1 pseudogene is annotated in these 644 nt (G+C 68.6%); it reads left to right on the forward strand.

What is annotated here, in order from left to right:
• A pseudogene (locus B4M60_RS01435) lies at nt 1-644 on the forward strand (DNA-directed RNA polymerase subunit beta); the annotation flags it as partial.

The raw sequence follows: 644 nt of genomic DNA on the forward strand, positions 1-644 counted from the left end.
CGAGCACGACGACGCCAACCGTGCCCTCATGGGCGCGAACATGCAGCGTCAGTCGGTCCCGCTGGTCCGTTCCGAGGCGCCGCTGGTCGGCACCGGCATGGAGCTCCGCGCGGCCGTGGACGCGGGCGACGTGATCGTCAACACCCGCGCCGGGATGGTGGAGGAGGTCTCGGCCGACTTCATCACCGTGATGGACGACGACGGCGGGCGCAACACCTACCGGTTGGCCAAGTTCGCCCGGTCCAACCAGGGCACCTGCTCCAACCAGAAGCCGATCGTCGACGAGGGCGACCGCGTCGAGGCCGGACAGGTCCTCGCCGACGGCCCCTGCACAGAGAACGGTGAGATGGCGCTCGGCAAGAACCTCCTCGTGGCGATCATGCCGTGGGAGGGCCACAACTACGAGGACGCCATCATCCTCTCGCAGCGCCTCGTGGAGGAGGACGTGCTCACGTCCATCCACATCGAGGAGCACGAGATCGACGCCCGCGACACCAAGCTGGGTGCCGAGGAGATCACGCGCGACATCCCCAACGTGTCCGACGAGGTCCTCGCGGACCTGGACGACCGCGGGATCGTGCGCATCGGCGCCGAGGTGCGCGACGGTGACGTCCTGGTCGGCAAGGTCACGCCCAAGGGCGAGA

Origin of the sequence: Dietzia sp. UBA5065, assembly GCA_002415925.1 — a bacterium.
GTDB lineage: Bacteria > Actinomycetota > Actinomycetes > Mycobacteriales > Mycobacteriaceae > Dietzia.